The sequence below is a fragment of the Acinetobacter sp. UBA6571 genome, assembly GCF_002434085.1.
Taxonomy (GTDB): Bacteria; Pseudomonadota; Gammaproteobacteria; order Pseudomonadales; family Moraxellaceae; genus Acinetobacter; species Acinetobacter radioresistens.
In genome coordinates, this window is record NZ_DJJJ01000067.1 from 1 (window position 1) to 26,800 (window position 26,800).

General features: G+C 43.8%; 22 protein-coding genes. 12 read left to right on the forward strand and 10 right to left on the reverse strand.

Features of this window, described 5'->3' with window-relative positions; all coding sequences use genetic code 11:
• Positions 1-161: 161 nt before the first annotated feature.
• The 5 genes from B3X18_RS14615 to B3X18_RS14635 all read left to right on the forward strand — a co-directional run bounded on the left by B3X18_RS14615 (position 162) and on the right by B3X18_RS14635 (position 4,175).
• The gene (locus tag B3X18_RS14615) at positions 162-1,067 is read left to right on the forward strand and encodes an MlaA family lipoprotein (RefSeq protein ID WP_005023548.1); all 906 of its coding nucleotides are present in this window, start codon (positions 162-164) and stop codon (positions 1,065-1,067) included.
• Between the two features lie 124 nt (positions 1,068-1,191).
• On the forward strand, positions 1,192-2,160 hold the full coding sequence (gigA, locus tag B3X18_RS14620; protein ID WP_005016128.1) for an RsbU family protein phosphatase GigA: 969 nt from the start codon (positions 1,192-1,194) through the stop codon (positions 2,158-2,160).
• Between the two features lie 113 nt (positions 2,161-2,273).
• A complete protein-coding gene (gene gigB, locus B3X18_RS14625) occupies positions 2,274-2,804 on the forward strand; it encodes an anti-anti-sigma factor GigB (protein WP_005016131.1) in 531 nt (176 codons plus the stop codon).
• 23 nt (positions 2,805-2,827) lie between these two features.
• Positions 2,828-3,652 (forward strand): carbon-nitrogen hydrolase family protein, encoded by an 825-nt coding sequence (locus B3X18_RS14630; protein ID WP_017400793.1) that lies wholly within the window; start codon positions 2,828-2,830, stop codon positions 3,650-3,652.
• Between the two features lie 97 nt (positions 3,653-3,749).
• Positions 3,750-4,175 (forward strand): organic hydroperoxide resistance protein, encoded by a 426-nt coding sequence (locus tag B3X18_RS14635; RefSeq protein ID WP_005016136.1) that lies wholly within the window; start codon positions 3,750-3,752, stop codon positions 4,173-4,175.
• 71 nt (positions 4,176-4,246) lie between these two features.
• Here the strand turns inward: B3X18_RS14635 and gspE are convergent, their stop codons facing one another.
• Entirely contained in the window at positions 4,247-5,734 is a 1,488-nt protein-coding gene (gspE, locus tag B3X18_RS14640) for a type II secretion system ATPase GspE (protein WP_005023546.1), read from the reverse strand.
• A 103-nt stretch (positions 5,735-5,837) separates the two neighbouring features.
• Here gspE and B3X18_RS14645 point away from each other — a divergent pair, with 103 nt between their 5' ends.
• Positions 5,838-6,659 (forward strand): hypothetical protein, encoded by an 822-nt coding sequence (locus B3X18_RS14645; RefSeq protein ID WP_005023544.1) that lies wholly within the window; start codon positions 5,838-5,840, stop codon positions 6,657-6,659.
• A gap of 9 nt (positions 6,660-6,668) precedes the next feature.
• Positions 6,669-7,592, forward strand: a complete 924-nt coding sequence (locus tag B3X18_RS14650) for a mechanosensitive ion channel family protein (RefSeq protein ID WP_005023542.1) — start codon at positions 6,669-6,671, stop codon at positions 7,590-7,592.
• On the opposite strand, the gene B3X18_RS14655 is transcribed toward B3X18_RS14650, so the two are convergent.
• On the reverse strand, positions 7,582-10,431 hold the full coding sequence (locus B3X18_RS14655; RefSeq protein WP_005023539.1) for a DUF2339 domain-containing protein: 2,850 nt from the start codon (positions 10,429-10,431) through the stop codon (positions 7,582-7,584). The genes B3X18_RS14650 and B3X18_RS14655 overlap by 11 nt on opposite strands.
• 153 nt (positions 10,432-10,584) lie before the next feature.
• Here B3X18_RS14655 and polA point away from each other — a divergent pair, with 153 nt between their 5' ends.
• The gene (gene polA, locus B3X18_RS14660) at positions 10,585-13,344 is read left to right on the forward strand and encodes a DNA polymerase I (RefSeq protein WP_034670158.1); all 2,760 of its coding nucleotides are present in this window, start codon (positions 10,585-10,587) and stop codon (positions 13,342-13,344) included.
• Between the two features lie 70 nt (positions 13,345-13,414).
• Here polA and B3X18_RS14665 read toward each other — a convergent pair whose 3' ends face one another.
• From B3X18_RS14665 to ppx, 5 genes are read right to left on the reverse strand one after another with little or no spacing between them, the layout of a single operon-like run.
• Entirely contained in the window at positions 13,415-13,984 is a 570-nt protein-coding gene (locus B3X18_RS14665) for a YggT family protein (RefSeq protein ID WP_005016149.1), read from the reverse strand.
• A gap of 26 nt (positions 13,985-14,010) precedes the next feature.
• Positions 14,011-14,841: a pyrroline-5-carboxylate reductase gene (gene proC, locus B3X18_RS14670; RefSeq protein WP_005023535.1), complete on the reverse strand. Its 831-nt coding sequence runs from the start codon at positions 14,839-14,841 to the stop codon at positions 14,011-14,013.
• A 16-nt stretch (positions 14,842-14,857) separates the two neighbouring features.
• Positions 14,858-16,222 carry a tRNA lysidine(34) synthetase TilS gene (tilS, locus tag B3X18_RS14675; protein ID WP_081402542.1) on the reverse strand — a complete coding sequence of 455 codons (1,365 nt, stop codon included), beginning with the start codon at positions 16,220-16,222 and terminating at the stop codon, positions 14,858-14,860.
• A complete protein-coding gene (locus B3X18_RS14680) occupies positions 16,159-16,983 on the reverse strand; it encodes an acetyl-CoA carboxylase carboxyltransferase subunit alpha (protein ID WP_005016159.1) in 825 nt (274 codons plus the stop codon). Before B3X18_RS14680 ends, tilS begins: the two co-directional genes overlap by 64 nt.
• A gap of 35 nt (positions 16,984-17,018) precedes the next feature.
• The gene (gene ppx / locus B3X18_RS14685) at positions 17,019-18,539 is read right to left on the reverse strand and encodes an exopolyphosphatase (RefSeq protein ID WP_005016160.1); all 1,521 of its coding nucleotides are present in this window, start codon (positions 18,537-18,539) and stop codon (positions 17,019-17,021) included.
• 264 nt (positions 18,540-18,803) lie between these two features.
• Here ppx and trxA point away from each other — a divergent pair, with 264 nt between their 5' ends.
• From trxA to B3X18_RS14700, 3 genes are all read left to right on the forward strand, one after another.
• The gene (gene trxA / locus B3X18_RS14690) at positions 18,804-19,130 is read left to right on the forward strand and encodes a thioredoxin (RefSeq protein ID WP_005016162.1); all 327 of its coding nucleotides are present in this window, start codon (positions 18,804-18,806) and stop codon (positions 19,128-19,130) included.
• A 333-nt stretch (positions 19,131-19,463) separates the two neighbouring features.
• On the forward strand, positions 19,464-20,726 hold the full coding sequence (gene rho, locus B3X18_RS14695) for a transcription termination factor Rho (protein ID WP_005016165.1): 1,263 nt from the start codon (positions 19,464-19,466) through the stop codon (positions 20,724-20,726).
• A gap of 428 nt (positions 20,727-21,154) precedes the next feature.
• The gene (locus B3X18_RS14700) at positions 21,155-21,514 is read left to right on the forward strand and encodes a hypothetical protein (RefSeq protein WP_005016168.1); all 360 of its coding nucleotides are present in this window, start codon (positions 21,155-21,157) and stop codon (positions 21,512-21,514) included.
• Positions 21,515-21,714: 200 nt separating this feature from the next.
• Here B3X18_RS14700 and B3X18_RS14705 read toward each other — a convergent pair whose 3' ends face one another.
• The 3 genes from B3X18_RS14705 to pheS are packed head-to-tail and all read right to left on the reverse strand — an operon-like array spanning position 21,715 to position 25,404.
• Entirely contained in the window at positions 21,715-22,011 is a 297-nt protein-coding gene (locus tag B3X18_RS14705) for an integration host factor subunit alpha (protein ID WP_005016170.1), read from the reverse strand.
• Positions 22,008-24,389, reverse strand: coding sequence for a phenylalanine--tRNA ligase subunit beta (gene pheT, locus B3X18_RS14710; RefSeq protein ID WP_005016173.1), 2,382 nt, complete (start codon positions 24,387-24,389; stop codon positions 22,008-22,010). The genes B3X18_RS14705 and pheT overlap by 4 nt, the downstream gene beginning before the upstream one ends.
• Positions 24,390-24,423: 34 nt before the next feature.
• Complete coding sequence (gene pheS / locus B3X18_RS14715) at positions 24,424-25,404, reverse strand: phenylalanine--tRNA ligase subunit alpha (protein ID WP_005016174.1); 981 nt, start codon at positions 25,402-25,404, stop codon at positions 24,424-24,426.
• A 156-nt stretch (positions 25,405-25,560) separates the two neighbouring features.
• Between pheS and B3X18_RS14720 the strand changes: the two genes are divergently transcribed.
• On the forward strand, positions 25,561-26,598 hold the full coding sequence (locus B3X18_RS14720; protein WP_005016177.1) for a hypothetical protein: 1,038 nt from the start codon (positions 25,561-25,563) through the stop codon (positions 26,596-26,598).
• The last annotated feature ends 202 nt before the right edge of the window (positions 26,599-26,800 follow it).

The window sequence follows — 26,800 nt, forward strand, 5'->3', positions numbered from 1 at the left end:
CACCGCCGATGGATGTGCATTATAGGCCATTTATTCCCTAACGCAAGCGGTATTTTACAAAATATCGTTCATCTGGATAATTCTTAAACAAAACATCTTTTTTTCACCATATTTCAAACAAATTTGCTTTAATACTGCTTGTAGAAGTTTTAGGAATTTTTATGCCTCACTTTCATTTTTTATGGGCAAGCTTACTGGCTGCCGGTTTTGCTTCTTCTAGTTTCGCTCAGGAGATTGCCCAGCCTGTTTCGGCTTCAGCAGAACAGGTTCCTGATGCTGAGGTGATTGATCCGGATCATCCGTCTCATCCTTCTCGTTTAGAAGCTTTAAGGCAGCTCAAGAATGTTACCCGTCAAGACTTAAAGGTAAATGCTAATGCAGCACAGCCTGAGGAGGTCAAAGATCCTTTACAACCTCTGAATCGTCAGATCTATGAATTAAACGATGCGCTTGATCGCACTATTATTCGACCGGTTGCTGTGCAATATGTAGAAAAGATACCTACTGATGTGCGGGGAACCTACCGCAATTTCCGCAAGAATTTAGGTGAACCCTGGAACGCAGTAAACCAGCTTATGCAAGGACGTCCGGCCCGCGCAGCAAAAACTCTTGGTCGTTTTACAGTAAATACCCTATCCAGTTTAGGTTTTGCTGATCCAGCGAGACGTGTAGGTTTAGAGAGTGAAGACGAGAACTTTGGTACAACTTTGGGCTATTGGGGAGTGCCGTCCGGGCCTTATCTGGTATTACCTGTTTTAGGTCCGAGTACTTTTCGTGATACTGTAGGTCGCGTAGTAGACAGTCAGGCACGACCACAAAAATATATTTTTGAAGATCACGAGGGCCTTTACTGGGGGGACCAGATGCTACGTGGTATCGATATTCGTTCCCAGCTACTTGATGTTGAAGATGTCTTACAGGGCGACCGTTATGCTGCCATCCGTGATATTTATTTACAGCGTAAAAACTATGAGATTGCCCAGAAAAAGGGCACTGATGCTGAAATCACTTTTATTGATGATGAGGCAGATGATGAAAATGCGGATCCTGAAATTATCTCGGATTAACTAATTGATAAATAGTTTTGCTAGATCCTTTTCAGTTACTCTAGCAACACTTTGATTTATATAATTAGTATATCTATTATGATGAACTTAAAATTTGTTTAAAACAGGTAAATCAACGCCTCTTATGTATTTTATTCAGCCCACTCGCCCTATTCCTTATTTGGATCGGGCTTTACATGCGCTTCCGAATCTGCAAATGATTCATATTGAGGATATCGATTTATACGACCCGACAATTATTGCAATTGCAGATGTAGAAGATTTCCTGGTTTATCAGTGGAATTTACCTACTGTAGTTATTGCTTTTCAGCATGAGGGGGCTGCACTTGCCAAAGCCTGGGAACAGGGAGCGTTAGCTGGCTGGATTTGGAATGATCTACCGGATCAGCCTGATCAGGCGTTGTTAAAAATAGATGCACAGTATAAACGTAATCAGGATAGTCGTGATCTGCCCTCAGCCGCAGAACTGCAAAAACGTCTTTTACCTAATCCTTTAGCCTTAAAAGATTATGAAATAGAAACTTTTTTTCAACCTTCAGCCTATCTGTCCGGTGACTGGTATGACTACTGGAAGCTGAATGATAAAGAAATTATTTTCTATTTAGCAGATGTTTCAGGCCATGGGGTAACCAGCAGCTTGTTAACCTCATGGATGGCTGCCTTTCATGGACGCTCTAAAACACCCTGTGAACTGATCAAGAAACTAAACGGTATGCTGATGCAAGAAAATATTGAAAAGCATATCACCATGATTGCCGGAATTTTAAACCTCGAAACCCATCAACTCCGCTGGTCCAGCGCGGGACATTATCCGCCCGCTATTTTGTTTGAACCACATAAACCACCGAAAATTTTAAGTACGAGCAGCTTTCCATTAGGCTTGACAGATGATCTAGAAGTTGAAGAGTTTGAATGTTATCTGAACCAGCATGCACGGTTCATTATCTGTTCAGATGGCGCCCTTGAACCCTTTGATGGGCGTTTGAATGAACAGTTTGAACAACTGGTCCAACATCTGGAAAAACAGTCATTTGAGCCTCCGAGTCATGTTGCAGATGACATTGCTATCTTAAGTCTATGTCGAAAGAATTAACTGATTTATCAATATAATACTCTTTAGCTATAGCTATGATGACTATCGGCCACTTGAGTCTGTAGCCCCCCTATGTGATAATTTTCATATCCTTCTCTGCAAATGGCATTTATATGTCAACAGGTCATGTTGAATATGCAAGCTTGAATGGAACGCATATTTTCAAACTTATTGGTGAAGTGCGAGCCCAATCTTGTATAAGTCTAGACAAACTACTTGGTAAAATTGAGCAACAAGCAGGTGTCGTGGGTGCAATCGTCGATTTGACCCAGACCACTTTTATTGACAGTACTGTATTAGGTATTTTGGCGAAGCTGGGCTTAAAACTTAAGCAGACCCATAATATTCAGGCTGTCATGCTCTCTACCAATTCCGATATTACGACTCTGGCCAATAGTATGGGGCTGGGGCAGGTTTTTGTAATTTTAAATTACTGCGGTGATCCAAACGTTTGCACACGTACACTTGTTGAAGAGCATGTAACTCATGGTGCTATGTTGACTACTGTACTCGATGCTCACCGAACCCTAATGAAACTCAACCAGAATAACCAGAACATGTTTGAACCTCTGGTGAAACAGTTGCAAAAAGAACAGGATACACTGGATCAGGTATCTGAACGTAAAAATGCGCCTTCGACCTGAAGCCTAAACAAACGGAGTAGCTGATGCCATTACTTTCTGTTGTTCAAATGAATTCCCAAAATCTGATTGAAGATAACTTCATCGAGATTGAACGTTTGATGCAGCAGAGTAAGGCTGAAGGTGCCGAGCTTATTGTATTTCCGGAAAATTTCGTCTGTTTTGCAGCAGGTAAACAGCGTGAAACGGCTGAACAGTTTGAACATATTCAGCGCCGGTTAGAGCAGCTGGCACATCATTATAATCTTTGGATCATTGCAGGTACATTGCCCTGCCCGTTTCGTCCTGATGGCTCTACCATAAAAGATGGTCGGGTACGTACGACCAGTTTATGTATCAGTCCGGAAAAAACCGAAGGACGTTATGACAAAATTCATCTGTTTGATGTTCAGGTTGGGGATGCTGTAGGTGGTTACCAGGAATCTAAAGTATTTGAACCTGGTGACGAGCCTGTAGTTATTCATACACCATTTGGCCAAATCGGGCTTATGGTGTGTTATGACCTTCGCTTTCCAGAGCTGGCTCTAACCCTACGTCAGCGTGGTGCTAATATTTTAACTGCGCCAGCTGCTTTTACTTACACTACAGGCCAATTACACTGGCAGTTACTTTTACAAGCTCGCGCAATGGATAGCCAATGTCAGGTTTTAGGTGCAGCGCAGCAGGGTTGGCATGGTGAAAAGCGCCAGACTTGGGGACATACAGCCGCAGCAGACTCACGCGGCCAGCTGCTGGCTATGGTTAACAATGAAGGTCCGGGCCTGATTACCGTTCCTTTTGACCTGCAAGAACAGCAGTCTGTACGTAGCTCTATGCCTCTCATGCAACATCGAAAACTGGTCACGTTCTGATTTAATTTAGTTTTAGATTTTTTTACAAAAAAACCAATTTATTCTGGTCTTTAATACGCCACGATAACACTACAACTATTCGCTTATAGGTAATAAAATGGCTTTAGAAAAAGTAGTTTATCGTGCACATGCAAAAGCAACAGGTGGCCGTGATGGTCGCGCAACCTCATCTGACGAGATTTTAGATGTAAAACTGGCTGTACCAAAGGAAATGGGCGGTCCTGGTGGTGGCACTAACCCTGAACAATTATTTGCGGCTGGCTATTCTGCCTGCTTCTTGGGTGCAATGAAATTTGTTGCGGGCCGTGATAAATATAGCATGCCTAAAGATGCTTATATTGACGGCGAAGTAGGAATTGGGCCGATACCGACCGGTTTTGGTATTGAAGTCACACTCAATATTCATTTAGAAGGAATGGACCAGACTGAAGCGGAAAAACTGGTTGAAGCTGCTCATATTGTCTGTCCATATTCAAACGCGACTCGCAATAATATTAATGTTGATTTAAAAATTACGACTTAAAAGTAAAATGGCATTATAAAATTCAAAAACAGAATTTTATAATGCCCTGATTAATATTCTTATAAAATGACTTATTCGGCTGCTTCATTGGTAACGCGAAGCACTTCTTCTAAAGTTGTTTTACCCTGCAATACTTTACGCAAGCCGTCTTCGCGAATTGAACCTGCATGTCTGCGGGCAAAATTTTCCAGCTCATACTCTGCTGCATTCCCATGAATCAGACGGCGCATCTGCTCATCAATCGGAACAATCTCATAAATAGCTGTACGCCCAGTAAAGCCGGTATGGGCACAGTGTTCGCAGCCCTTAGGTACAGGTAAACGAACTGGTTCTATCTGTTCAAAAGAGTTAAAGATATGCTGCTCAAAACTATCAGCCTCACGCCAATTAACACAATGTGCACATAAAGTACGTACCAGACGCTGAGCCACCACACCAATTAAAGAACTTGAAAGTAAAAAAGGTTCAATGCCCATATCTTTTAGACGTGTTACTGCACCAATAGCGGTATTGGTATGGAGTGTAGAAAGTACAAGGTGGCCGGTCAAAGAGGCCTGCACTGCGATTTCAGCTGTTTCCAGATCACGAATTTCCCCGACCATAACCACATCTGGGTCCTGACGCAGCATAGCTTTTAAAGCCCGCGCAAAAGTCATATCTACTTTGGTATTAACCTGGGTCTGGCCAATTCCTTCAAGTTGGTATTCAATAGGATCTTCGGCTGTCAGGATATTACGGCTACCATCATTCAGATCAGACAAAGCCGCATATAAAGTCGTGGTTTTACCAGAACCGGTTGGACCGGTCACCAGAATAATACCATGGGGTCGGTGCACCAAAGTTTTTAACCGTTCATAATCTTCTGCAATCAGGCCGAGATGCGTCATATTAAGACGACCCGCCTGTTTGTCGAGCAGACGCATAACAACCCGCTCACCATGCGAAGAAGGTAAGGTCGAAACACGAACATCAACTTCGCGTCCGGCAAGACGAAGTGAAATACGGCCATCTTGTGGAATACGTTTTTCGGCAATATCCAGACGGGCCATTACTTTAATCCGGGACACCAGCAAAGGTGCAAGCTCCCGCCGTGGCTGAACGATTTCTCGCAACTGTCCATCGACCCGCAGACGAACTGAAAGTTTTTTCTCAAAAGATTCAATATGGATATCGGATGCACCGACACGAATTGCCTCAGACAGCAAGGCATTAATCAGACGAACGATGGGTGCATCATCTTCCTGATCCATCAGGTCTTCTGCTTCAGGTACCTGATCTGCCAGGCTCAGCAAATCCGGATGGTCTTCGAGCCCTGCAGCTACCTGCTGTGATTCACCGGTATCACCGGCATAACTGGATCCTAATAAACTATTGAACTCTTGCGCACTGCATAACTGATAATGTACCGGGCGGCCCAGTAGCCGACGAGCCTCCTGCAAAGCAAGGGGAGTCGTGTCTTCACGACGCATGATATAGACTTGGTCCCCTTCATAACGCAAGATGACGCCATGACGTTTTGCAAAACTGTAAGGTATTTGTAGTTGTTTAAGTATTTGCATCACAACTTATAATAATAGAAAAATTGGTTTTGAGTGTACTCTATGCATATGACAGCGTGAAGTCTGTTTTTTGCTAAAGATGTGATGAAAGGAATAACTGGTCTTGACAAATTACAATGAAAATTTCGAGCCTGAATCTTCTACTATCAAGTGGTGGGGTGAACAGCAATTTGATATGAACCAGAATAAAGCCTGGCAGTTCGGTTCATTATTTTTTCGTCTGACTCGCAGTCAGCGCGAGTGGCAACTTGAATATCATCGACCACAGTTTCAGCATGATGATGAGCAGGAATGGCGTATCATTGAAGAACCAGATTTTATCTTTCCACAGCCGGTTGAGATTGAACGTTATATGTTTAAAAAAACACATAGCAAATTCCAGCTCATGCCTCGTCTGGCTGACCGCTCTGTCGTAATTAAACCGGTCAATCCAATTTACATTCCAGCAGGGCAACGCGGTACGCTTTATATCAGCACTCCCTTATGGATTGCCGGTTTTGTAGAAAGTCAGCGAGATCCTTTATTCGATTTACCGGTCATTCTTTCTAAAGATACTTGGTTTGGCCCAGACCAGCGTACCGGTGAAATGTGCTATGCCACTGCAGTGGATGGCCGTACTGAACTAAGCCAGCTTAAACCGCGTGCTTTTCGCGCAGTAACCCCTATTCATTTTCATAATACCAGCAATCAGCAGCTGCGTTTTGACCGCATGAATGTGCCTGTACCTGCCTTGCCTTTGTTTTATAGCGGAAAAACTGGCCGTTTATGGACTTCACAGATTAAAGTTCTGCATGAAGGACTGGACCGTCCTCCGCGGGTAAGAATTGAAAACCAGACCCCGCCTCTGGCTGGCGAGGTTCAGTATATTCATCCCCCGCGCTCTCCAGGTGGAGCACTATTTAACATGTTTGATTCATTCTTCTAAGAGGTGGTCATGGCTGATACAAATATTCCAAAAGAAGTGACCCAAAGCCTCAAAGGAATCTTTACCAATATTAATCTGGACCGTTTAAGTGAAATCTTGGTGGGGCTGGTACTTTGCCTGATTGGTTTCTTGATTGCCCGGGTAATTTCCAATACTTTTATCCGTACGGTAGGTTTACGTTTTAATGCTCATCAGCGCCTAGTCTGGCGCCGCGGTATTTTTTATTTTATCTTTCTGCTTTTTGTAATTGCCAGTTTAAAGGAAGCCGGTTTCAAACTTAGCGTTTTTCTTGGCGCCGCCGGTATTTTAACAGTAGCTTTAGGTTTTGCTTCGCAGACCTCTGCAACCAACCTGATTAGCGGTCTCTTCCTGATTGGTGAAGGTTCCTTTGAGGTCGGTGATACCATCCAGATTACTCTCATCCGTGGCCATGTGATTGAAGGCGAGGTTCTGTCAATTGATCTGCTTTCGGTCAAATTGCTCACCCTCGATAATGTTTATGTGCGTTTGCCGAATGAACAGCTGATTCGGGCACCAGTCATGAATCTGTCAAAATTTCCTATACGGCGCATCCCCATTACCCTCGCGATTAATTTCCATGAAGATATTATTAAAGTACGGGAAGTTCTGCTGGAAGTTGCCAATAAGTATCCTCTGGTTTTGGACGAACCTAAACCGGCAGTGACAGTAACGGCATTTCGAGAATCATCAATTGAACTATTGTTCGCCGTATGGTGTAGCCGGGAAAATTATCTGCAGGTCCGTGATGAAATGCAGGAATTGATCCGTAATGGCTTTGTCGATAATCAGATTGAAATTCCTGTTCCCAAAATGGGCTTTGTTGACCGCCCCCCTCTCACTGCTGCATTGGCTAATGAAGATATTGATACATATGCGAATGCCAGAGAAATAAAACGTGAGCCTAAACTTTAGGCTCATCATCTGTCGACTGTTGTATGGCAGGTGGCAGAGGTGCCAGATAAGCAATAATCAGCATCACGATTCCGGCCCCAATAAACGAGAACACCCGGGTAATAGTGCCACTTTGCGATAGATCCAGAAAGACCAGTTTTGCCACTACAATAGCCAGTAAGGCTGCACCGATAAACCAGATCTGTCGCAACAAGCGGCGACTGGCCAGCGTCATCAGGATAAAAGCAAGGATAACCCACAACAGGGTTAAACTGAGCTGAACTGTCCCATTACTCCAAATTGCTGTTCCCCAAAGTGGCGTACCCATGTAATGATGTAAGCCACGTACCATGATACTGCTCATAACCAGCAAGCTCACCAGAATCGAACCAATCTTGAATGTCCATTCCAGATTTTTATCATGGAATCGATATTGATAAATCGCCCAGAGTAAACCAGCCATTACTCCAATCGAAAGCAGATCGGCAGGATTAAGAATTACTGTCCAGTAGGCATATTCAGCAACCTGAACATCAATGCTCAGGCCAGTCAGCCACAACAGACTTAAACACCACACTGTAATAGAATGCATCAGTAAAGGTGTTTTTGAGTAAATTACCCAAGCGCCATACAATGCAGGAATTAAGCCCAGTGCCAGAAGTGGCGTTGTTGGCAAAATAGCCAAACCAGTAACAGCCAACAATAACCAGCTAACCGCAGCCCAAAATTCTTTTACTGATTGACTGTTATGTTCAGGTTTTGTCCATAATGTTATAAAAGCAGTAACGGCCGAAGCAAACAGGAACGAATATTGAGACCCCGATGTACTCCATGCCAGATTAGTCCACAAATTTTCCTGCCAGATCGCAGCACCTAAAAATAATAAAAATAGCGTATTGATAAATAACTGTACCAGCAACCAATTTACTTGGGTTTTCCAGTGCATAAATGCTGTAAATACTGCAGATAAAAGAGCTGCCATAGCCAGATATGGGCTTAAACCCTGCCCTTGCAGACCAAGACTGTGTACAGCGGCGGCGGCTCCCGCATAAAGACCTAAAGCCAGTAAAATACAGCTTAATACACTGCTACTAAAATACCTTTCTTCAGAGGGCTGATGCTGTAACAGGTAATATACTGATATCAGCTGGGCAAACGCATAAATTGCTGTACTTAAAACCGGAAACTGGATTTGGCTCCAGATTTGATAAAACAGGGTCACTGAACTTAGCAAAAGTAATGCTACCCCAATATAACGGCTAAATCGGTAGCGTTCAGTTACGCCCCAGACAATTAGAGCGGCGCCCTGTACGACCCAGCCAATGGTGCTCCAGTGTGCCCCTTGGGCCAGCGGAAAAATTAGCGCAATAAAAGCAACCGATAAAATAAAGAAACTTTTAGCGAGTAAAGATAGCTCCTGCTGTCGCTGACGAATCCAGAGTGTTAATCCGGCATAGATGAGCGCCAGCAAGGCAGCACCTAGAGTCAAAGCAAATGTGTTATCGCGCATTAACCAGGCATGCAGGGAAAAACCCAGCACGGGCACACTAAAGATCAGGCTCACATCAAGCAATGGCTGTAAACGGCCCTGTTCTTGCTCAGGATGGCTAAGTAATTGTCTTAAACTTAATGCGTGTTTACGTGCAATTAACTGGCTGTAGCGAATACTTAGCCAGATAAAGAGCAGAATATGCAGCCAGATGATGAGATCAAGGATGAGATACTGTTTTGCTTCGCTATATATGACGATGACACTACCACCTAACAGCATGGTGACGAAGAATGCAATGTGATTAAGAATTTTCCAGGACTGAACAAAATTAACTACAGCCACTGCCAGATTAATTAATAAATAATAGCCCAGTAAAAACACTGTATCCGGATGATACTGTGGAATGACCAGGGGCGCCGCATAGGCCATTCCTAAAGCTAGTATAGCCAGATAAACAGCATGCTGTTTGAGGCTCAAATAACTGGTCACTATCAACAGTGCTGCAAAGAGCATACTGGCTATAGACAGGCTGGTAATAACTCCATAATGATGGGCAAATACCAGTGTCAGGAAAATAACAGCGAGTCCTACCCCCTGTAATGCAACAGCAAATAAAAGATTTCTCTTTTGCAGACTATAGCCAAAAAATGTAATAGCACCGCCAATACAAGCAATAAACCCTAAGCGAAAACCCAAGCTGAGTTGCCAGTGTTCACTGGCAAAGCGGAGTAATAATATGACTCCGATCATCAGCACTGCCACAGCGACTCGCAAGATTGGATTACCATGTACCATCCAGTTAATGGCAGGCTGCCACCAGCTTGAAGCAGCCGGTTCTGGTGCTACTGCTGGTACTCTATCTGGTTCGGTAACAGAAGATCCGGTATGAGCTGGCCCTGAAGGAGAAGTCTGTTCGGAAAGTATTTCTGCTTCTTGCCTGCTTTGCAGTTGCCGGGCGGGTAACGGAAGTAAAGAAGGTTCAGCCAGTGAATGATGCTGCTCCAGATTAGCCAAACGTTGTTGCAACCGGTTAAGCAAATGAATCAGACAAATGATAAAAATTATAATTGCAAGCCAGAGCATACTGCGCCAGTCACTTAAATAGATCACTGCCCCAAACAGCACACTTGCATATATCCCTGCTTTTTGCCAAACCAGATCGGTTACTGGCTGTATAAATTTCGCCCGCTGTTCTAGCTGCTGCAAACGCTGTTGCATATTTGAAACCAGCTGGATGAGTAATATGCTGAAAAATAAACTGGCGCCGACCATGCCAAGCTCAAAATTAACAACTGCAGAGCCAGCAAAAATAACGACAAGTATGATCAGAAGAAAAATGAAATATCCCTGCTTATCTTTGTTATACATGGGCAAATTGAGTATTCCTGTCCAATTTTGGCTATCTTAACCGATCTCTTATCAGATAAAAGAATTTGCATACAAACTGCTGCAAAATTCATATTCTGCATTGCAGAGAAAATTCACGTAGAATAAAGCCATTCGATTGTAAGGAAGTATTCAATGCCACCATTTGTCTTGGTTGATGGGTCCTATTTTTTATTCCGGGCATTTCATGCGCTGCCTCAATTAACCACTTCAACCGGGTTACATACCAATGCAATCCGTGGCGCGATTTCTGCAATACAAAAACTGATGCGCCGCATCCAGCCCACCCATATGGCTGTAATTTTTGATACACCCGAGCCTACTTTCCGCCATGAGCTGTCGCCACTTTATAAAGGTGACCGCCCAAGCATGCCAAGTGAACTCTCCCAGCAAATTCCTTATCTGCATGCCCTGATCCGGGCTTTAGGTATTCCCCTTTATTCCCTGCCGGGTGCCGAAGCTGATGACATCATTGGAACACTGGCAAAACGCGCTGAAGCTGCCGGCCATCAGGTCCTGATCTCTACTGGTGACAAGGATATGGCACAGCTGGTCACAGATAAAGTGACACTGGAAGACAGTTTTAAAGACAAACCGATGGATATTCAGGGAGTCTTTGAGAAGTTTGGAGTATGGCCTCACCAGATTATTGACTACCTGACCCTGATGGGTGATGCCTCAGATGGTATTATGGGTGTACCAGGTGTAGGGGCAAAAACTGCTGCTAAACTACTCAATGAATACGGTTCACTTGGGGGCATTCTAGAAAATGTAGAACATATTAAGGGTAGAGTCGGCCAGAGTATTAAGGATAATCTCGAAGGTATAACCATTGACCATCAGCTGGCTACCATTGTATGTGATCTTGACTTGAATATAAGCTGGGAAGACCTAAAACTGGCAGATCCGCATGTAGAAACCTTGCGTAATCTGTATACCGAACTTGAGTTCCGTAATCAGCTACAATCCCTAGATCACCCCCATAATCCAAATAACACTACTTATAAACAGGCTTCAGCTCAAGCTACGGCTTTACCTGCAAATAAAGATATACCAGATGAACATGCTACTTTGAGCAGTGAAGAAGACCGGCTGGGCGAAGCAACTTATCATACCGTGCTGACCCAGGCAGACTGGGAACTGTTATTTCAGCGTATGTCTAGCGAAACCCGCTTTGCTATTGATACTGAAACAACAAGTCTGGACTACCGGGTAGCAGAAATGGTCGGCTTCTCTGTCGCCTTTGATGCAAAAGATGCATATTACGTTCCTCTGGCACATGACTATGCAGGTGCACCTGAGCAGCTGAACCGTGAACAGGTTATGGCTCAAATCAAGCCTATTCTGGAAAATGATCAGGTTGAAAAAATTGGCCATCATCTTAAATATGATGCCCATATCTTTGCCAATCATGGAATTGAACTCAAGGGCTGGTTTTTTGACACCATGCTGGCCTCTTACGTGCTGAACTCGGTGGCTACCCGTCATGGTATGGATGATGTCGCGCGCCTATATTTAAGTCACCTGACCACTACCTTTGAGCAGGTGGCGGGGAAAGGTGCCAAGCAGAAGAGTTTTAACCAGATTGAGCTGGAAGTGGCTTCACCTTATGCAGCCGAAGATGCTCACGTTACTTATCGCCTCTATGAAGTACTGGCTGAAAAATTAAAAGCTCATCCGGAACTTTGCAATATTTTATATAATATTGAAATGCCGGTTGCCCGTATTCTGACGGGTATGGAAGAAGATGGTATACGTCTAGACCACGGCTTTCTGGACCAGCTCAGCGTAGAGTTTGCCAAAACCATGCAAGAGCTAGAACAGCAAGCAATGGAAATGGCTGGTGAAACGTTCAATATTGCTTCTCCGAAACAGGTAGGTGAAGTACTTTTTGAAAAACTCGGCATTAAAGGTGGTAAAAAGACTGCCACAGGCCAGTTCAGTACTAGCGAAAGTATTCTGGAAAAAATCGAGCATCCAATTGCTGCTGTAATTCTGGAACACCGCAGTCTTGCTAAATTGAAGAGCACCTATACAGATGCTCTGGTCAAGCAGTCCAATAATTCTACCCATCGGGTACATACCAGCTACCATCAGGCACTTACTGCCACCGGACGTCTGTCATCATCTGATCCGAACTTACAAAACATTCCAATTCGCGGAGAAATTGGCCGACAGATTCGTAAAGCCTTTATTGCTCCGGCTGGTCGTGTCTTGCTGGCTGCTGACTATTCGCAAATCGAATTGCGTTTAATGGCCCATTTCTCGCAAGATGATGCCCTGCTAGATGCTTTCCGCCACGGTCAGGATGTTCATCGCCGTACAGCAGCTGAAGTTTTGGGAATCGCCCTTGAAGACGTCACCAATGACCAGCGCCGGCAGGCTAAAGCTGTAAACTTTGGACTACTGTATGGCATGTCTGAGTTCGGTCTGATTCGTCAGCTTGGTTTTACCCGTCAGGAATCGCAGGATTATATCAAACAGTATTTTCACCGTTATCCGGGAATTTATGAGTATATGCAACGTACCCGTCAACTGGCTTTGGAACAGGGCTTTGTAGACACGCTATTTGGTCGCCGTTTATACACACCAGATATTGATGCCCGTAACATGATGGTACGCAAAGCAGCTGAACGTGCTGCGATTAACGCACCATTACAGGGAAGCGCGGCAGATATTATTAAACTGGCCATGATTTCGGTAGATAAAATCTTACCGAAAGATCAGGCGCGTTTATTACTTCAGGTTCATGATGAACTGGTATTCGAGGTTGATGAAAATATCGCAGATGAGCTGGCCCCTCAACTGGCTGAGGTTATGGAGTCGGTAGTCGAAATCTCTGTACCTTTACTGGTAGAAGTAGGTAAAGGTTGTAACTGGGAAGAGGCACACTAAGTTACGACTTGCTTTACCCAATCACCAGAAAATAAAAAAGGACCTAACGGTCCTTTTTTATTTTAGCGCTTTATAAACCCACTAACAAAATCCGGGCAACTTCATTCATCAAAATCTCGGCAATATAGAGCGCCAGGAATGCCAAAATTGGAGACAGGTCAATCATCCCCATATTAGGCATCAAGCGGCGAAACGGTGCCAATAAAGGTTCAGCCAGATCTTGAATGACTTCAATATAAGGCCCGCGCGACTGGGTAAACATCACCACCCAGCTTAGGATGATCGTTGCAAAAATCAGATAGCGACAGAAACGTAATAAATCCTGAATCATGGTCACAAAAGTCAAGATCACCAGATGCACAGGGCTGTTTGGCATAACACCAGACAGATACATCAGGCCGAAAATCTTGAGCAGATATAACACCACGATCAGAACCAGAGCTGCCAGATTTACACGGCCTTTACCGAGTGTTGGCAGGATACGGCCGAACACATCAACAATCTTGGTTGCCTTGACCGTAGACATTACTACCGGGTTGTAAGGATTCACCGCAGCCAACTGGACCAAGAAACGGAAGAAGACGAGCAAAATCGCTACGTTAATGATAATGCCAAAAATTAGCGCAGAATTTGCACCCATACTTTAACTTTCCTAATCAAATCAAATTATTTAGTGCTTTCACTCAGCTCTTGTGCGAGTTCCTGGCTGCGTTTTTTCGCTGCAGCAAGTGCAGCCTGAATATTCTGGGAAATCTGGGCACGATCAAACATTTCCAGTGCAGCCTGTGTTGTGCCGTTCGGTGAGGTTACATTTTTACGTAACTCAGACGGTGAGCTGGAGCTGGTAATCGCCATTTGTGCAGCACCTAAAGCTGTTTGTAAAGTCAGTGCGGTAGCTACTTTCTCATCCAGACCAAGATTTTTACCCGCCTGTATCATACTTTCCATCATATAGAAAAAATATGCCGGGCCAGACCCAGAGACCGCAGTAACGGCATCAATCTGTTCTTCGGTATTAACCCACAAGGTCAAACCGGTCGATGCCAGAATCTGGCTAGCCAGATCACGGTCCGCCTGCTGCACAGCAGGGCTGGCATATAATCCGTGTGCACCAGTCTGTACCAGTGCCGGTGTATTCGGCATTACCCGTACCACCTGATCACTCTCGACCAGCTCAGCGATAGTTGCAATCTGAGCACCTGCTACAATTGAAATAAGCAGTTTTCCAGCAAACAGACCTTTTAAAGGTTGCAATACCTTAGCCAATACCTGTGGTTTAACAGCCAGAACGACCACATCGGCATCATGAATAGCTGCAACATTGTCTTCAGTCACATGGATATCTTTTTCCTGAAGCAATGAACGAATCTGTTCAACCGGATCAGCTACTGTAATACGGGTAGCAGGCAACCCACGTGCTAACAGGCCACCAATTAAGGCTTGTGCCATATTGCCACCGCCAATAAAACAGATATTGCAATTTAAAGCTGTGCTCATGTTCAATGCTCGTCATTTACATTTGTTGTTGCTGAGTGATTAATACCGGTTGCCAGCCACCTCGCTCACAATATGGAGATTGCGCCAACCAAAACCCTTTGGGCGTAAAAACCCCAAGCATAACATTATCTCGGCTTAATATTTGAATCTGATGACGCTGCCAAGGAAAAATTTGTGCTTCCTGAATAGCCTTTTTGAGCGGCCATGCACCTACCCGGCCATAAAGATGAATTCTTTCCCCACCTTGCCGCGATGTTAATACAAGATTCTGCTTCAATAAATCTGCTGATAAACCGACTGCTTGCGGTTGAATCTGATAATGGCCAGAAGCAGTTTGGTAAACATGAGAAAGCTCGGGAATAAGACTTTGTTCAGAAATGAGCTGACTGTTTTTCTCAGCCATATATTCATCTGTCTGTAAACGGTAAAGCTGCCCATGATAACGAACATAATAATACTTGTTCCAGTGTAGCGCCGCCTGTGCATCGGCTTTGGCAGCAATAACTTCATGCTGAATCCGCTCAACCATTTCAAAAGCTGGCCGATATATACCTTCACCTTTCATCCATACTGAAAGCAGTTGTCGCTGTCGGGGTTTTGAAAGTAATTTTAATCTTGCGAGATCAAGCTGCTGTGCATTGCCACAATTTTTTAAATCCTCTTGTAATACTTCCTGCAGAATCTCATCGGCATCCTGCATTAATGAAGCTGTGCGGGTGACTGCCTGCTGCATTTTAGAAAAGCGGGAAGCTAAGAGCGGCCAGAGCATTGTTCGGCACCAGGCACGGTCGTAATAGGTATCATTATTTGAAGGATCATCAATAAAACTGATGTTTAATTGTTCAGTCCATTGGCAAATCTGCTCACGGGAGAGGGACAGCATCGGACGCCAGATTGGCATTTCATGACGCTGATCCAGCTGTTTCATAGCAGAGAGTCCAGAAATACCCGTGCCAGAAAACAATCTTAACAATACGGTTTCTGCCTGATCCTGCTGATGATGGGCAAGAACAAGTACTTCGCCAGATTTAATATGCTGATGATAAGCCTGATAGCGCGCTTCACGGGCCTGACGTTCAAGATTACCTGCATTTACATGTACAGGCTGCACAATGCATGGAACATCAAGCTTCATACATTCAGCTTGCACATGAACACCCCAGGCCCTACTCTGAGCCTGTAACTGGTGATCAACATAGATAGCCCTGATCCGTCCGGGGCAAAGCGCCGCCATAAAATATAATAGGAGCATGGAATCCATGCCCCCACTACATCCGATCAGGAAAGAAGTTTCTGGTGAAAACTGCTCAAGCTGTTTTAAGCAACCAGACCTGAATTCTCGCTGCCAAACTTCATTAAACGTTGGTAACGTGCCTCGCATCGTTCGCTAGCATCCATTCCTTTCAATTCATCAAGTGCCTGTTTAAGCACTTCTTGAAGACGGTCCATAACCAGTTCGGGATGTAAATGTGCTCCCTCACCTTCATCGACGACATATTCTACAATACCCAGTGCCTGAAGTTTATCTGCTGTTAATGATAACGCTTCACTGGCCTGTTCTGCCTTTTCAGCAGTTTTCCATAAAATAGAGGCACATCCTTCTGGCGAGATTACAGAATAAATACTGTGTGACAGCATAATCACGCGGTCTGCAACCCCGATTCCCAGCGCTCCGCCAGAACCGCCTTCACCCAGTACCGTTGCAATAACCGGAACTTTCAGGCTTGAAAGCTGGGCAAGACTACTGGCGATAGCTTCAGCCTGTCCCCGCTCTTCAGCCCCTACACCCGGGTATGCGCCCATAGTGTCAATAAACGTAAATACCGGCAGATTGAATCTCTCTGCCATATCGAGTAGACGTTGTGACTTGCGATAGCCTTCAGGATTGCACATCCCAAAATTATGTTGCAATTTCTCACGAGTGCTACGACCGCGGTGCTGTCCTACCACCATCACCGGCTGGCCATCAAAACGAGCCAATCCGCCGATCATCGCGCCATCATCGCCAAAAACGCGATCACCATGCAACGCATCGAACTCTGTAAAAATTTCGCCCACATAATCCAGAAATTGCGGACGTTCCGGGTGACGTGCAATTTGAACTGTTTTCCATGCTTTAGATTGAGCAGCTTTGTTCTTCATAGGCCGAGTATTATTCCTGAATTAACAAAATTGAGTTAATTGATAAATTTTTCCGACTGAATATTCAACTCAATATCCCAATGCTTGAACTGCACTTGCTCATCCTGCAAATCTGCAATCAGCAGAGGCCATTGTTTGGCATCACCCGAAACACTGAGTTGCCATTGTTGATCATTTACTACAGACAGTTCAATGGCAGGAAGCACCTGATCACTGCGACTATGATTGATTAAAACTGCTAAACGTAATAACAGGCAAAGATAGGCCAGTTTTTCGCCTCCTGCCCGCGTTACTTCAATTTTTGCTTCATGACGCAGCTTGCGGCGATGAAAGCCCACCAGCCGAGACAGATGATTTTGATCAATCTGGGAGAATCCCGGAATATCGGAATGTTGAAGTAAATAGGCACCATGACGATGATATCCACCATGACTGATTGCAAGACCAATTTCATGCACATAGGCGGCACGACGTAGCAGATCGCGATCATCACAAGTCAGATTTAATGATTCTGCCACGCCATCAAATAGTTGCTGGGCAGTTTTTACTACACGCTCTGCCTGTTTCGGATCAGCGTTATAGCGTCCCATCAATGCCTGTACACTACGGTCCCGAATATCTTCATGCTTAAAACGTCCCAACAGGTCATACATCACCCCTTCACGAAGTGCACCATCTGAATACACCAGTTTATCTAGCTCCAGGACTTCAAATACAGCATACAAGATGGCAATCCCGGCAGGTAAAACAGCACGCCGGTCATCTTTTAAACCTTCGAAATCAATTTCAGAAGCATGCTTAAACTTAAGCAGTTTCTCTTTTAATTTATATAGACCTTCACGGGTAACTTTTTCCTGCTCGTCACTCAACCCCATATTAACCATAATCTGACGGCAGGCCTTAATGGTTCCACTTGAGCCTACGACAGTATCCCATCCTTCAGTTTTATAGGTATTAGCTATTGCAGAGAGCTCTTTACGTGCAGCAACCACAGCTTTATCAAAAGCTTTTACAGAAATAGAGCCGTCAGCAAAATAGGCTTTGGTATAGGCCACACAACCCATCTGTAAAGATTCAGTATGCAAGGGTTCAAACTCTTCACCAATAATCAGCTCAGTTGAACCGCCACCAATATCGACGACTAGCCGGCGGCCACCATTAGCAATAGTATGTGAAACTCCCAGATAAATCAGACGGGCTTCTTCACGCCCTGCAATGATTTCAATCGGCTTTGGCAAGATTTCGGCAGCTTTTTGAATAAATTCATGCCCGTTTTTCGCTTGACGCAAGGCATTGGTTGCTACAATTCGCATGCGGGTAGGTTGTACTGAACCCAAACGCGCCACAAAACGGGCAAGGCAGGCTAAACCCCGCTGTTGTGCAGCTTCAGTCAAGTTTTTATTTTCATCAAGGCCGGCCGCCAGTTGAACTTTTTCTGACATTGAGGCAACTTTTTTGACTTCCCCATGATCAACTCTGGCAATTGCAAGATGAAAACTGTTTGACCCCATGTCTATGGCAGCAAGCAATTCTTCATCGATCAAAAAATCAGACATTCTTTACACATACCTTCACCGAATTGTCGCTTAGAGTAATTCACATGCTATGAATTTAAAAGACGTTTACTCAACATTTACTCGAGTTTATATTTTTTGTTTTACTTAATGATTGTGTATCACGATTGTCAGTATCGTGAGCTTCCATTAGACAAAACAACAGATAAGAGGAAAAATAACTTTAACTCTTTCATTGAACCTGATGGCTGTGTAATATTCGCAAAATTACAATGCTATCTTTAAAATACTTTTGGAGTCATACCCATGTCTGCTAATATTGTTAATACAACTGATGAAAACTTCCAGGCAGATGTTCTGGACGCTGAAACTCCAGTGCTGGTAGATTTCTGGGCAGGATGGTGTGCCCCATGTAAGGCAATTGCTCCTGTACTTGAAGATTTATCACGTGAATACGAGGGCAAGGTCAAAATCGTTAAAGTTGACGTGACTTCATGCGAAGATACGGCTGTAAAATACAATATCCGTAATATTCCAGCACTGTTGATGTTTAAGAATGGCGAAGTTGTAGGTCAGCAGGTAGGTGCTGCTCCACGCTCGAAACTGGCTGCATTTATTGACGAAAATATCTAATCTGGTTTTAAACATCCGTTATAAAAATACGCTGTTATAAAATAGCGTATTTTTTTCATGCTTAAATTGACAAACTTCCTGTTCTGACTTATATTTCATGCTCAAGAAACGTTGGAGCAATTCTCGCTCTCCACTTTCTTAAAAGATACAAAACATAAGATCGCCGCTCGGCAACAGAAAGTGTTTTATACATTTCTCTTCGATACAACTAATCAGTCATCTGAGTTTGTTATTGTGCAATTACGACGGACTTACTCATATTGCATGCGGCCGACTTTTGCTTCTTCTTAACTTCCACTTCATATGTCCCTTTTTAGACCTATCTGACCATCTATGAACTTAACCGAACTCAAGAAAAAACCGATTGGCGAACTTATTAAAATTGCTGAGTTTATGGGCCTTGAAGGAATGGCTCGTAACCGCAAGCAAGATATTATTTTTGCCATCTTGAAACGTCATGCTATGAATGGCGAAGAAATTTTTGGTGATGGTGTACTTGAAATTCTCTCTGACGGTTTTGGCTTCTTACGTTCAGCTGCGGGTTCGTATCTCGCAGGCCCAGACGATATCTATGTCAGTCCATCCCAAATTCGCCGTTTTAATTTACGTACGGGTGATACCATTACAGGTACTATTCGCCCGCCAAAGGAGGGTGAACGTTATTTTGCCCTGCTTAAAGTTAACCAGATTAACTATGACACACCTGAAAACTCACGTAACAAGATTCTCTTTGAAAACCTGACCCCACTCTTTCCAACCGAACAGCTGGTAATGGAACTTGGTAATGGTACAACGGAAGACTTGACAGCACGTGTGGTTGACCTGGTTGCTCCGATTGGTAAAGGTCAGCGTTCAATTATTGTAGCGCCACCAAAAGCCGGTAAGACCATGTTGCTGCAGAATATTGCTCAGTCAATTGTTCGTAACAACCCGGAAGTTTTTCTGATCGTGCTGCTCATCGATGAACGTCCAGAAGAAGTAACTGAAATGGAGCGGACGGTTCGTGGTGAAGTAGTAGCATCTACCTTTGATGAATCACCTGCTCGCCATGTTCAGGTAGCTGAAATGGTTATTGAAAAAGCTAAACGTCTAGTTGAACATAAAAAAGATGTGGTAATCCTGCTTGACTCGATTACCCGTCTGGCCCGTGCTTATAACACGGTAATTCCATCATCAGGCAAAGTACTGACTGGTGGTTTAGATGCACATGCTTTAGAACGTCCTAAACGTTTCTTCGGTGCTGCACGTAATATCGAAGAAGGCGGCTCTTTGACGATCATCTCAACTGCCCTGATTGAAACTGGCAGCAAGATGGATGACGTCATCTATGAGGAATTTAAAGGTACAGGTAACCAAGAAATCACCCTAGACCGCCGTATTGCAGAAAAGCGTGTTTTCCCTGCCATGAATATCAAGAAATCAGGAACGCGTCGTGAAGAGCGCCTGATGAGTGAAGAGAATCTGCGCAAAGTCTGGATTCTGCGCAAACTTCTTCATCCTATGGATGAACTGGCAGCTATGGAATTCCTGCTTGACCGTATGAAAGAAACCAAGACCAATGATGATTTCTTTGATCAGATGAAACGCAAGCAATAAGCAAGAACTGTAAAGTAAGTACTCATAATATAAAGGCCATCTATAACGATGGTCTTTATATTTTAGTTGACAAGTTTTACATATTGATACAAACGACTTAACTTCATGTTTAATTTGTTTACAAGCTTTTGATTAATAAAGCCTTCATTTAAAAAAACCTATAACTTTTAAGCATTTATTTAGTACTTGTCCAATGTATTCTTCATTTTCCATTGTTATTTTCTGTTAAAAATCAGACGTTTTTTTGCATTTTTTGATCTTTTTTTAAGGTTAGGCAGTAGTAATTAAAAAATGGCAGTGATAGCATATTTACAGCCCAGTTAGTCTGCTCCATGCGTTGTTACCTATCTAACGTTAGGAATAATAAAAGCACAAAACAGGCTGGCTCAGGTTTTTTTTAATCTCAACTTTTTTATGAGAGTGATGCCATGTTATTCAAGAAAATCGCTATTGCTGCTGCAGTTGCTACTACCCTAGCTTTCGTTGGTTGTGCTAAAAAAACTGAAGATGCTGCTGCTGATGCAAACGCTGCTGCTACTGAAGCTACTGCTGCTGCAAACGAAGCAGAAACTGCTGCTGACGCTGCTGCTGTAGAAGCTGCTCCTGCTGCTGAACAAGCTGCTACTGATGCTGCTCAAGCTGCTGACCAAGCTGCTGACGCTGCTACTGATGCTGCTGGCGCTGCTACTGATGCTGCTGACGCTGCAACTAAAGCTCCAGCTGCTGATGCTAATGCAACTAATGCTACAGCTACTGACGCTCCAGCTACTGAAAAAGCTGCTCAATAATCTATACGATTATTTGTCAAAAAAGAGAGCCTTTGGCTCTCTTTTTTATTGTCTAAATCTTTAAAAAATTATAAGTTATCTTTCTATCTAACATTTTTATTATATTTCAGGCTTTCCTCTCTTCTTCTATAGTTTTTAAAAATTTCTGCTCCAGTGTCTTACAATCCAGAGCCGACCTAAAAATAATTAAAAAAAGCAGGTCAATCGACCTGCTCATTCCCCACACGTTGTCTAAATTTCTGTCCTGCTCGGAAAGTCACTACACGACGTGCTGAAATTGGAATTTCTTCACCTGTTTTTGGGTTACGACCTGGGCGCTGGCGCTTATCGCGTAACTCAAAGTTACCAAAACCGGAGAGTTTTACCTGTTCACCGGCAATCAAAGCTTGACTAATCTCATCAAAAAATAACTCAACCATTTGTTTCGCTTCACGGCGGTTCAGGCTCGTAAGCTCACTAAGATGATCGGCCATTTCTGCTTTAGTTAATGCTGTCATGAGGCCCTCAATGTCGCTTGATAAGTGTTTTCCAACACTTCAATAATTTTATCCATACCTGATTTAATTTCAGCATCTTCAAGCGTACGTGTTGGGTGTTGCCACAACAGCGCAAATGCTAGTGAGCGTTTGCCCTCTTCAACACCTTGACCCGTATACACATCAAACAGCCAAGCTGAGTGAAGCAGCTCACTGCCTGTTTGTTCGATTAACTGCTGAATTTCACTAACATTTATCTTATCACTAATTAAAAGCGCAATATCACGTCGAACCGATGGAAAACGTGATAATTCTGTAAAATTAGATACATAAGATTGCAAAACAGCCTTTTGATCCAGTTCGGCAACCCAAGTGATACCTAAATCAAGCTCATCTTCAAGTGAAGGATGCAAACGTCCCAGATAACCCACGGTTTTTCCATCCACCAGAATCTCGGCTGACTGCCCAGGATGTAACCATGATCGTTCTGAAGGAACATACTCGACCTTAATCCGGGCTGCTGCCAAAATTGCTTCTACATCACCTTTTAAGTCAAAGAAATCCATCACTTGAGCTTTAGCATGCCAAGACTCAGGTACACGGGATCCAACTGCAATAAGGGCCAGAGTTGGAATTTGCTGAAGGCCAGAGATATCAGTTGCATTCTGATAGTCAAAGCGCAAACCCAGTTCAAACAGGCGCACACGGTTTTGCTGACGGTTCAGGTTATATTGTACACATGGAATCAGGCTCGATAATAAAGTACTTCGCATGGCAGCGAGATCACTTGAGATCGGATTCGCCAACATTAATGGATGTACCTGTGGATTAAGCTGCTTTTCAAGTTTAGCATCAGCAAAACTGAAGCTGATGGCTTCCTGGTATCCCAAGGTTGCGATAGTCTGACGTAATTGACCAAGCTCAAGCTGATCCTGATATTTTGCCAGTTTGACATCAATGACCGGTAGACTGATCTGGATGTTGTCATAACCATCTATTCGAGCGACTTCTTCGATCAGGTCTTGATATATGGCCAAGTCATAACGATGTGAAGGTGGCACAACTATCCAGTGTCCTTCAGCTCGTATTTCAACCCGGCAGCCTAAACGCGTTAAAGCGTCTGTAATGAACTCTCCATCAAGCTGATAACCCAGTAATTGGTCAACCTGTGTCTGTTTCAGCTCAATGGCATCACGTGTTGGTAAAAGCTCAGACTGTTCCACCACTGTAATTGGACCGAAGTCACCACCTGCCAGTTCCTGAATCAATTGAGATGCGCGGTTCATGGCCAGTATTGGCAACTCAAAATCCACGCCACGTTCATAGCGCTGTGAAGCATCCGTATGCAGTCCGAAACGGCGGGCACGTCCAGCAATAGCAAGTGGTGCAAAGAATGCAGACTCAAGGAAGATTTCCGTAGTTTCATCAGAAACTGCAGAAGACAGGCCTCCCATAATTCCGGCAATTGCTAATGCTTTTTCATCATCAGCTATGACCATTATATCCTCAGAAAGTGTAACTTCCTGCTCATTGAGCAAGACCAGTTTTTCTTGCGGGTTTGCCTGACGGACATGTACCGCACCTTGTACATTGCCAGCGTCAAAAGCATGTAATGGTTGGCCTAGCTCCATTAATACATAGTTGGTAATATCGACCAGAATACTATGCTGACGAATTCCGGAACGGGCCAGAGCCTGCTCCATCCAGAGTGGAGTAGCTGCTTTGGTATTTACATGTTTAATAACCCGGCCCAGGTAACGTGGACAGCCAGCAGTGTCCACAATCACTTTCTTTTCATCGGCAATAGTGGCTGCAACGTCTGCAACTTCAGGTGCAGTAACTGCCAACTGGTTAATTACTCCAATTTCACGGGCAATACCGCGAATGCTGAAGCAGTCACCACGGTTAGGTGTAATACTGATATCAATGACATGATCGTCAAGATTAAGATATTCACGGACGTTCATACCAATCGGTGCATCATCTGGCAGCTCAAGCAGTCCATCAAGTTTATCTTCAAGATCAATTTCAGAGGCACCACAGAGCATTCCCTGAGATTCAACACCACGAAGTTTGCCTTTTTTAATTTTGAAATCACCAGGCAAAACTGCCCCAATTGTTGCGACTGCTGCTTTCATACCTGCACGCACATTAGGTGCACCGCATACAATCTGTAAAGGTTCATCCGAACCAATATTAACAGTCGTTACACGCAGACGGTCTGCATCAGGATGCTGCTCTACACTTAGAACTTCACCCACGACAACTCCGGTAAAAGGTTTTGCTGCCGGTGACATATCATCGACTTCAAGACCGAGCATTGTCAGTTGATTTGACAGCGTTTCACTATCGATGGCCGGATTTACCCAGCTACGTAACCAATTTTCGCTAATTTTCATATCGATTAAACCTTACAAATTTTCAAATCTTGTCTTAAGCAAATTGGCGCAAGAAACGCACATCGTTCTGGTAGAACATCCGCAGGTCATTGATGCCATAACGCAGCATAGCGAAGCGCTCTACTCCCAGACCAAATGCGAAGCCTTTATATTTTTCAGGGTCTATACCAGCAGCTTGCAGTACGTTCGGATGTACCATACCGCAGCCCAGCACTTCCAGCCAGCGGCCACGTTCATCCATAATATCCACTTCCGCACTAGGCTCAGTAAACGGGAAATATGAAGGGCGGAAACGGACCTTCAAGTCCTTTTCAAAGAACTCATTAAGCAGGTTAATCAGCAGGCCTTTAAGTTCTGCAAAGCTGGTATTTTCTGCGACATATAATCCTTCAATCTGGTGAAACATTGGTGAATGGGTCTGGTCTGAATCACAACGGTAAACGCGGCCCGGGCATACAATACGAATAGGTGGCTCAGACGTTTCCATAGTGCGAATTTGTACACCCGAAGTATGGGTACGCAATAAATGCTTGGCATCAAAATAGAAAGTATCATGCATGGCACGTGCCGGATGGTGGCCAGGAATATTCAATGCTTCAAAGTTATGATAGTCATCTTCAACTTCTGGTCCGGTTGCAATAGTAAAACCGGCTTTAGTAAAGAACTGACAGATGCGCTCTTGTACCTGAGTCACTGGATGGATACTGCCCATGCGCTGGCCACGGCCCGGCAAAGTAATATCAATAGTCTCACTGGCAAGTTTTTGTTGTAATGCAGCCTGCTGTAATTCTTTCTGACGTTCTGTTAGCGCAGTATTGATCGCTTCACGTACGGCATGAATGGCAGCACCCTGAATCTTACGTTCTTCAGGGTCCATTTTGCCCAGTGCCTTGGACTGTTCTGCTAGCTGGCTTTTTTTACCCGTAAATTGAACGCGTACTTGGTCGAGTGTAGCAAGGTCTTGAGCCGCTGCAATTGCAGCCAGCGCTTCAGTGGTCAGGGCTTCCAGTGACATATTAACTCTCAAAGCATCAAAGTTGGAAATATAATAAAACTCTGCATTCTAACAGTTTTTATCTGGATTGATGAAGCCATCAGGCAGGAAAATTAGATTGGCAGGATGATTTATAAAAAGTATAAGATAAGGTGAATGACAATGAGATCAACCCCAATGGCACTCGATCAAATCTGGAAACAACAATTAAGTCTTGTTACTTATGGCAATGAATATTTAAGTCATGACCTGCCCTTTAGCCGCTGGCTACATCATTCTATTTTTCAGCAACATATCTTCAGTTTTCGCAACTTGCATACACAGCACTTGCTAGCCCAGCATTTTCAAATCTGGCTGGAGGGTTTAAAGAAACGTGGGGTTTACCGTTTAAGTCTGCACAGTTCAAATTTATTGATTGATGAGAAAAACCCGAATGCAAATGTTGAGCTGTTGCCATTTGCTCATTTTATTGTCAGTCATGAGCATCAAAAAAAGACAGCATGGATTTTCGGAAAGGAACTGGCTGAATGGTATATTGCTGAAAACGATTTTGAAGCACCTGCTGGACAACGTCTGGATAAGCGTCATGAAACATTCTGGAGCTATGAGTTACCAGGGCGTTTATCCAAACTGGTTGATATTGACCTGCAAGATGCCAATTGGGATGAAATACACCAGTTCATTGAACAGGAACTTTTCAGAACCCAATTTGCCCAAGGTTATGTAGAGCCTGCAAACCGCCACCTACCATATTACGGTGTCAGTGAGCCAGCATCCCAAGTAGCGTCTGACAGTATATCATTACAATATTTGGCCTTAATTCCAACTGACTATTCTGCCGATATTGCACATGAACTATTACACCGGGTAACTGCACTGTCAGAATTTGTCGAGTATAAGCGTAAACATCCTTTTGATGAGCAGGGTACGACTTTAACGCCTGAAGAACAGATTAACCTGAGACATTTTTCTCAAAAAATTGATGACCTGCTCAGCAAGCTGATCGTTAAAGTTGCCAATCACTATAAATCTGCACAGTTAACTTATGTAGAACCGGTAGCAACCCCACTAGATAGTCCAGCAGTTACCCTGGCACAACCCGTACGTAAAGAAAAAGTACCAGCAGGTACACATAAAGCCGGCATGGGAAATGTGATTAAATTGCTTCTTTTAACAATCGTAATTTGTGTCGTCGCCTATTATTTTGGATTGTAACAGCTAGATATTTCTACTATCTAACCCAAAGTTGTGTTCATATTGAGTCTATGACCCAGTATGAACACAATGTCATAACTCTAATAATCAGCTTAGAGAAACTTGACGCAATTTATGAATTAAATCAGTTTCTATTTTTAGATTTACTCATCATTATTATCAGTCAAAATAAAAATTTAAAGTTTTATACAAGATTTATAAG